Source organism: Deinococcus sp., from assembly GCF_018260405.1.
In the GTDB taxonomy this organism is placed as follows: Bacteria; Deinococcota; Deinococci; order Deinococcales; family Deinococcaceae; genus Deinococcus.
In genome coordinates this window covers 1-7,355 of sequence record NZ_JAGLBG010000103.1, presented here as the reverse complement: position 1 = coordinate 7,355, position 7,355 = coordinate 1, and the positions used below count along the sequence as shown (strand labels likewise).

The 7,355-nt window shown below is 59.5% G+C and carries 6 protein-coding genes; 1 reads left to right on the top strand and 5 read right to left on the bottom strand.

The window, feature by feature from the left end:
• Window positions 1–219: 219 nt before the first annotated feature.
• Window positions 220–1,326, top strand: a complete 1,107-nt coding sequence (locus tag QZ269_RS11150; protein WP_291426784.1) for a hypothetical protein — start codon at window positions 220–222, stop codon at window positions 1,324–1,326.
• Here the strand turns inward: QZ269_RS11150 and QZ269_RS11145 are convergent.
• From QZ269_RS11145 to rpoD, 5 genes are all read right to left on the bottom strand, one after another.
• Window positions 1,308–2,315 (bottom strand): M42 family metallopeptidase, encoded by a 1,008-nt coding sequence (locus QZ269_RS11145; protein ID WP_291426785.1) that lies wholly within the window; start codon window positions 2,313–2,315, stop codon window positions 1,308–1,310. The two genes, QZ269_RS11150 and QZ269_RS11145, sit on opposite strands and share 19 nt — an antisense overlap.
• A gap of 460 nt (window positions 2,316–2,775) precedes the next feature.
• On the bottom strand, window positions 2,776–3,147 hold the full coding sequence (locus tag QZ269_RS11140; RefSeq protein WP_291426783.1) for a type IV pilin protein: 372 nt from the start codon (window positions 3,145–3,147) through the stop codon (window positions 2,776–2,778).
• An 893-nt stretch (window positions 3,148–4,040) separates the two neighbouring features.
• A complete protein-coding gene (locus QZ269_RS11135) occupies window positions 4,041–4,826 on the bottom strand; it encodes an enoyl-ACP reductase (RefSeq protein ID WP_291426782.1) in 786 nt (261 codons plus the stop codon).
• Window positions 4,827–4,953: 127 nt separating this feature from the next.
• Window positions 4,954–5,205, bottom strand: a complete 252-nt coding sequence (locus QZ269_RS11130) for an M-like protein (protein WP_291426781.1) — start codon at window positions 5,203–5,205, stop codon at window positions 4,954–4,956.
• 114 nt (window positions 5,206–5,319) lie between these two features.
• Window positions 5,320–7,101 carry an RNA polymerase sigma factor RpoD gene (rpoD, locus tag QZ269_RS11125; RefSeq protein WP_291426780.1) on the bottom strand — a complete coding sequence of 594 codons (1,782 nt, stop codon included), beginning with the start codon at window positions 7,099–7,101 and terminating at the stop codon, window positions 5,320–5,322.
• Between the last annotated feature and the right edge of the window lie 254 nt (window positions 7,102–7,355).

Sequence of the window (7,355 nt, the reverse complement as noted above, 5' to 3'; positions counted from 1 at the left end):
GTTGGGACAGATCTTTTGCGTAATGTCCCTACTCTACCCCTTTCCGCTTCGCAAGTCCCCCTGCTGAGCAGTTACGATCATCGAGTGATGAAAACAGACTTTTTCGATTCCATATCAGAAGCAATTTGATCCAGGTTCAAAATTGAACCGACTTTGCGGAAGCCCTGGGCCGCCCCCCGACTGTGCCGGAATTTAGCGGAATCCGTATAAGCTGTAGCCATGCCCATTGTCTTTGTACACGGCGTCGCAGTTCGCCATCAGGGTGATCCCGGCTGGGAACAGGTCAATCACGCCACTGGGCATCTGCACTGGGAAGGCATCGAGGCCCGGCTGCGTCAGTACGCTGCGCCGATCCTCCAGCCACAGGCTCCTGAACAGGTTCAGATCCACGAGATTTACTGGGGTGATCTGGGCGCTTATTACCGTCTGGGTGGCCGGGCGCTATCGTCCTGGCCCGATCCCGTGTCCAGCGACCTCTTTCCGGCAGACCTTGACCCGGAAGAGGTGGGCGAGGTACTCGAGCGGCAGTTCCAGCAGATTCGCAGTGTGCGGCAGTGGCCCCAGGTGATCGAATCCGTGTGGAGTGTGGCCCGCGACCAGAACCTGCACGAAACGGTGGCATCACTGGCCCCGGAGCGCCAATGGGAATTTCTCCGCAGCGCCGTCCAGAGCCGTCTCCCCCGCCCTGAGCTGCGTGAACTGATCGAGTCTCCCCCCTTGCCCGCACCCATCGTTGCCGAGCAACGCCGCAGCCTGCGCCGAACCCTGCTGACGGTGCGGCGGCCTATCGAGGATTTTGTGCCGCTGTTTCTGGGCGACGTCATGTCCTACCTCAGTGGGCGCGGCACCCCCGAGGCACCCGGAGAAATCATGCGGCGGGTGATTGACGGGCTACTGACGGCGCGGCAACAGGGTCAGGCCGATGAACCCCTGATCGTCTTGACCCACAGCATGGGCGGTCAGCTAATGTACGACGCCCTCACCAGCTTTTTGCCTGCCGATCCGCGTGCGGCGGGCCTCCGGGTCGATTTCTGGTGTGCCTGCGGGTCACAGGTGGGGGTCTTCCGTGAAATGGGACAGTTCATCGAGCGTCAGCCGCTGCCGACCACGGCCCTACTCGATTCGCCGCACGCCGGATATTTCTGGAACGTCTGGAGCTACAGCGACTTCCTCAGTTTCCGCACCGAGGAAATTATTGTGGGTGCTCATGACACCGCGTTTCCTTTTCTCGGAAACGTGCGCTCGGATCACATGGCCTACCTGCATGACACGCGGTTTTACCGTGCACTGGCCGCGAAAATCCAGGTTCACTCGGGGCGCACATAGGCCAGCATCAGGTCGGTGGTCGCGGCTAGGGCGTCCACATGAGTACGCTCATAAGCGTGGCTCGAATCCACGCCCGGGCCGATCAGGGCCACCGGGTAGTCTCCCCCAGCCCGCCAGGCCGCACTGCCGTCGCTGCCGTAGTTCGGGTAGATATCGATTTTCAGCTCCAGACCGGCGCGGCGGGCGGCTCCCCGCAGGCGGTTGCCCAGGGCGTGGTCATAGGGGCCGGTCGAATCGGCCACACATAGGGTCACGTGATGCTCACTGCTGGTCTGCCCCTCACCGACAGCCGCCATGTCCACGGCGATTAGCTCGTCGGTGTGCGGCGGGATGCCGGTGGCCGCGCCGTGGCCGACTTCCTCGTAGGTCGTGACATGAAAAGCCACAGTACGCTCCGGCGGACACTGAAGCAACTCCCGCGTAACAGCCAGAAAAATAGCAACCGCCGCCTTGTTGTCGATATGGCGCGACTTGAGATAACCCGCCGGAGTCAGCCGGGGCCGCGCGTCGAAACTGATGAAGTCGCCCGGCTGAACACCCAACTTCAGCGTCTCACTAGTCGAGCTGGTTTCCTCGTCTAGGCGCACTTCCATGACCGCCTGCTCACGGCGCAACTGCTGCAGCGCTTCACCATGAACATGCACCGATTGCCGCACGTTGACCACTGTGCCACAAATGGCGCGGCCCTCCTGGGTATGCACCAGCACGTCCTCGCCCTCGATAGTGGCCCAGTCATAGCCGCCCAGCATGTGCAGAAGCAAACGCCCACCCGGTTTGACCGCCTTGACCATCGCGCCCAGGGTATCGATATGGCTGCTGAAGGTCACGTGGCCCGGCCCCGTACCAGCGACTTCCCAGGTCAGTGCTCCCTTTCGGGTGCGTACAAACGGCACTTGCAGCACGCTTAATTCTTGCTCGACCAGTCGTACAGCCTGCTCGGTCATCCCCGTGGGGCTGGGCGTCGCCAGCAGGCGCAGCAGGACGTTCATCAGATCATTGCGCCCATTGACCAGAGCGGCGCTCACGCTCTGAATCTCTCAGACTCTAGCGAAGCGTGGCCCACCTTACTGGTTAGCCGCAGCAGATCCGCACACCTGCCTGACAAGGCCGCAAGATCAGGAGGCAGCTTCAATCGCAAAAGAGGAGTTAAGACCATGCAAAAGATCATAACTGAGCGGGAAGCGTACCCGGCAGCCAATTAGAGCAGTTCTCCGAATGATGGGCACGTCGGAAAAACACCGCCCCCCCTTCATTCTACGTCCTGCTCTTTTTTTCACTCGTTCCACTCGGCAAAAAGATGGTCAAAAGAGCACCATCTGTTTGCAAAATGCTCTAAGCCTGTACCAAATAGAAAAAAGGGCGAACTCTTTAACAGTAGCAGGGGAAGAGAAAAGAAAAACCCCCACCCCAGGTGGGAGTGAGGATTTCCGTTAGCTGAGGGTATTCAGCTTAGCTCTGGGTCATGGTGCCGCCATCGAAGGTGAAGACCTTGCCGCTCACACCAGTAACGGTGACCGTAAAGCCGCCGCCGGTGGTCGCAGCGTAGGTACCAGCAGTAGGCACCGAAGCGGTGGGTTTGAGGGCGTTGGTGCCCAGGGCAGCGCCTTCACAGCTGCCGTCGGCGGGCAGGGCCTGAGTGGAACTGTTACGGCTCAGTTCCACGGCGGTGTAGCAGTTGCGGGTGTAGGCCATCGCGGCGCTGTCGTTGGCCTTGGCGCGGGCGCTCAGCAGGTTAGGGATCAGGACAGCGGCCAGAATACCGATGATGGCGATCACGATGAGCAGTTCGATCAGGGTGAAGCCTTGGGTGCTGTTGGTCATGTGGGTTCTCCTGGTTCGGCGCGGCGGATAATGTTATGTATGGGTTCCGCGTTGCCTACTTATTGCATTTAGCGGTGTCCGGATGTCTTCCGTTCCTGCTTGACCACAGATTACGCGGCGTGTTCTCACATTCGCATGACAAGCTCTGATCTATATGGGGGGGAGGGGGAGGGTCTGAGCCAGGGCTGCCGCAAAGTCGGTTCAATTTTTAACCCGGCTTACATTGCTTCTGATCTGTCACCGTAAAAGCCCGTTTCTGCCGCTCTGTCATCTTCAATTCTAAGCCATTTTTCTGCTAATAACATAAATCCTACTATTCATTCCTCAATTTTGGACTTTGCGGTTGTCCTGCCGTAGCGTCACTTTTTACGCCAGGGATGGATCGCAAAAGGGGTTCCTGGCTCCCGCTACACGAGTCCGGGGAGAACATCCAAATCCGCTGTGCTTCGTAGCTTTGCAAGGCCACTCCAGGCGATGATGCCATCATTATCAGGCAGATACTGGTCTCGACTCAGTCAGTGCGGCCAGAACTCCATATCGTCCTGGCTTCAGCACCGGACAACTTGGGATTAATTTCGTCTGCAACGCAAAAAAACTATCGCGCAGCCCTCGGCAGCCAATTAGAGCAGTTCTCCGAAGGATGGGCACGTCGGAAGAACACCGCCGCCCCCTTCATTCTACGTCCTGCTCTTTCTTGTTCACTCGTTCCACTCGGCAAAAAGATGGTCAAAAGAGCATCATCTTTTTGCAAAATGCTCTAAGAGAACGCCGCTCAGATCAAGCTTTTTGCCGATCTGTACAGCGAAAAAATCAAGTTGTCCAGTACTGAACATCCCGGCAGCGCTGAGGAAATAACCAGGCTTTTCTAACCCCGGATTTGCGCTCTACCGCGCTCAGTCTTCCCTGACCGTCATGATGCTCAGGCCCGCGTCGACGTAGACCGTCTGTCCGGTGATGCCGCTGCCCAGGTCCGAGAGCAGGAACAGGGCCAGCTTACCAACTTCTTGCGGGGTGGCATTACGCCCGAAAGCGGCGTTGCGGGCACCCTTGTCATACAGGCCGCCGAATCCGGGAATACTCCGCGCGGCGATGGTCCGCATGGGTCCGGCACTGATGGTATTGATGCGGATTTCGCGCTCACCGAAGTCGGCGGCGAGGTAACGGGTCGCGGCTTCGAGGGCCGCCTTGGCAACGCCCATCACGTTGTATTTGGGCACCACCTGCTGGGAGGCGTGGTAGGTCAGGCTGATGATGCTGCTCCCCTGATGCAGCAGCGGCTCGGCGTGGCGGGCACACGACACCAGGGTATAGGCACTGACATTGAGCGCGGTGTGCCAGTCGGCCTCGGTGGTATCGAGAAACCGGCCTTCCATTGCCGGGCGCGGCGCGTAAGCGATGGAGTGCACCAGATAATCCAGTTCACCGAATTCCTGCTTAACCCGCGCGAACAGCGCCGTCAGGTCTTCCTCGCTGGTGGCGTCGGCCTGCTGAATCCAGGTATTGGGGTGGTCTTTGGTCAGCTTCTCGAGTTCACCCTTCAGGCGTTCGCCCTGATAGGAAAAGCCCACGCGGCACCCGGCGGCCAGTAACTGTTCGGCAATGGCCCAGCCCAGGCTGCGGGCGTTGGCTACGCCCATCACCAGGGCCGTCTTCTGCGAAAGGTCAATCGTCACACTCATAAAGGCCACTGTACCGTTAAAGCTCTCCTTTTGCTTGATACGGCCCACCCGGATAAGGCAGGCCACACTCAAAAAACCCCCCCCAAACGGGGAGGCCAGAGCGCCTAAACTTCAGTTGTTTACGCGATCAGTCGTCTTCTGGGCCCATGTTGGTGCTGGGTGGGTCGCTGGCGTCCATAGTCTGGGCGCTCACCACGTCGTACTTGTCCAGTCCTGCTTCTTCGGGGTCGGCGGCGACCTTGGCGGCCTGACTTTCTACTTTAACGGTTTTGTGAAGCTCTGCCCTTTCGTCGCTAGACCCCATGAACTGCAAGTCGACGTTGCTGATCTCGTCTTCGGTCTTGGGAGCGTCCTGGCGCTTGTCGTCGTTCTGAGTCATGCTTCTACGCTAGCGATTTGCCCACGCTTTTGCCTGAGCCGTTTCTTTATCTTCGGCGTAGCGCGACATCAAAAATCCCCTGCACTGGGCAGGGGACTCTGAAAACAGCAGAGATCAGTCCAGAAAGTCGCGCAGCTTGCGGGTACGGCTCTCGTGGTACTTCAGCTTACGCAGCGCCTTGTTTTCGATCTGGCGGATACGTTCGCGGGTCACGTTGAAGCGCTGCCCCACTTCTTCGAGGGTATGCTCACGACCATCTACGAGGCCCTTACGGAACTTCAAGACCATCGCCTCGCGCTCGGTGAGCTTGGAGAGTGCCTTTTCGAGTTCCTCGGACAGCAGCGTCTTGGCGGCGTTCTCGACTGGCGAATCGAGGTTCTCGTCAGGGATAAAATCGCCGTAAAAGCTGTCTTTCTCGTCGCCAATCGGCGTTTCGAGCGACACGGGTTCCTGAGACACCTTCTGCACTTCCTCGACCTTGGCCGCGTCCCAGCCCGGCCCCATCGCTTCGGCAATCTCCTCGTGGGTCGCCTCGCGCGAAAGCTCTTGCTGCAACTGGCGGGCGGTACGGGTCAGCTTATTGATCGTTTCGACCATGTGCACCGGAATACGAATGGTGCGGGCCTGGTCAGCAATGGCACGGTTGATCGCCTGCCGAATCCACCACGTCGCGTAAGTGGAAAACTTGTAGCGGCGGCGGTACTCGAACTTCTCGACGGCGCGAATCAGGCCCTGGTTGCCTTCTTGAATCAGGTCCAGGAACCCCAAACCACGGCCCGTGTACTTCTTGGCAATAGACACGACCAGGCGCAGGTTGGCCTCGATCAGGCCCTGGCGAGCCGCCGCGCCGTCTTCCATCTGGCGCATCAGGCGGCGGCGGCCCCGGTCATCGAGGTCAAGGTCTTCTTCGAGCAGCTTGCGGGCCTCCTCGCCTTCCTCGATGCGGCGGGCGAGCGCGATTTCTTCTTCGAGGGTCAGCAGCGAAACGCGGCCAATCTCGTGCAGGTACTGCCGTACCGGGTCGTTGGACACGGCGCGGGGCATGTCGTCGAAGTATTTTTCCTCGTCGTCGTCGTTGGCAGGTGCGCCGGGGGTACGCTCCTCGGCTTCGTCGGCGTCGGCGTCGAGTTCGTCATCATCTTCCTCGACATCTTGCACTTCGATGTTTATGGCAGCCAGATACAGCTGCATGTCTTCAAAGGCGTCGGGAGTCTCGGGATCCAGACCGCTGGCTTCGAGGGCCGTCGCCAGAGCCGCCGCGATGTCCTCGCTGGCCAGCACCCCGGCGGCCTTACCGCCTTTGAGCAATTCCTGAATGCTGGCGTGGGCGTAGTAAGGCTTGTCGGCCACAGGCGCACTCGGGGCCGTGGCCGCCTTGCCAGGCACCTTGACCGCCTTCGGCGCTTTGGCAACCTTGGGAGCCGCTTCGGTGTCTGTAGCTTTGGCCGCCTTCTTAGAAGTCGCTGGCTTTTTGGCCGCCGGGACAGTCACGGTATCGGCTAATGCAGGCTTGTCTGTTGTCTGCGCGTCGCCAGCCCCGGCAACTGGCTTCTGAGCTGGGGCTTTGGCCGTCGCAGCAGCCTTGGGCTTGGCTGCGGGCGCCTTTTGCGTTTTGACGGCGTCCTTCTTGACTGCATCTTTATCTTTTGAAACTGTCTCTTTGGCAGCTGTCTCTTTTTTGACAGTGTCTTTGGCGTCTTTGGCGTCTTTGGCCGTGTTGGCTTTAGCGGCGGGCTTGGACGCGTCGGCGGGCGCAGCAGCTACCGCGCCGTTTTCCGGCTTGACCACCTTGGCGCGGGTACGGGGCTTGTCCGGGGTCTTAATCTTGCTTTCAGCCGGTGCTTCGTCCTGAACGGGAACTTTAGTGCGCACACGTGGTTTGGTTTCTGATGCCATGCAGCCTCCTGCGAATTTGCGGTCGAGCGGGTGATGCGAAATGAGGTGAAGTCTGAGGGGGGGGCCAGCGACAGAGCGCCTGAACACGTCAGTCTAGCAAAACCCGCTGATAGAACGGAAACCTTAAGTGACTGGCGTGGCTGCCGTGGCGGTCATCCGTGCAAAGGTCCCAGATAACCTGAGAGGCTGTCTGAGGCCCATATCGTCGGAGTATCCATGCTGCCCTCTTCATCAGGCGCACAATCGCTGGAGCA